The organism is Runella sp. R0.1_18, assembly GCF_057652155.1.
Map to the genome: position 1 here is coordinate 1 of NZ_JBYFCK010000132.1, position 260 is coordinate 260.

Below are 260 nucleotides of genomic sequence, written 5' to 3' on the forward strand. Positions count from 1 at the left end.
ACACCGACGAGTGGATACATCGGCAACGATAGTTTCACCTACAAGGTGTGCGACAGTGGCAGTCCTAGCAAGTGTGACACAGCCACGGTGAGCATTGGAATTTTGCCATTGGCCCCACAAGCGCCAAAAGCGAACCCAGATGTTGCGGTGACACCACAAGATAAACCCGTGAATGGGAATGTGTTGACCAACGACGATGACCCACAAGGGGGCACGTTGGTGGTGACAACCACGCCAGTGACACCACCGACGAAAGGAAC

At 54.2% G+C, this 260-nt stretch carries 1 protein-coding gene; it reads left to right on the forward strand.

Annotation, left to right across the window (positions count from 1 at the left end; genetic code table 11):
* On the forward strand, nucleotides 1-260 hold a 260-nt coding region (locus tag AC23P2_RS31395), incomplete at both ends, for a hypothetical protein (RefSeq protein WP_487776838.1).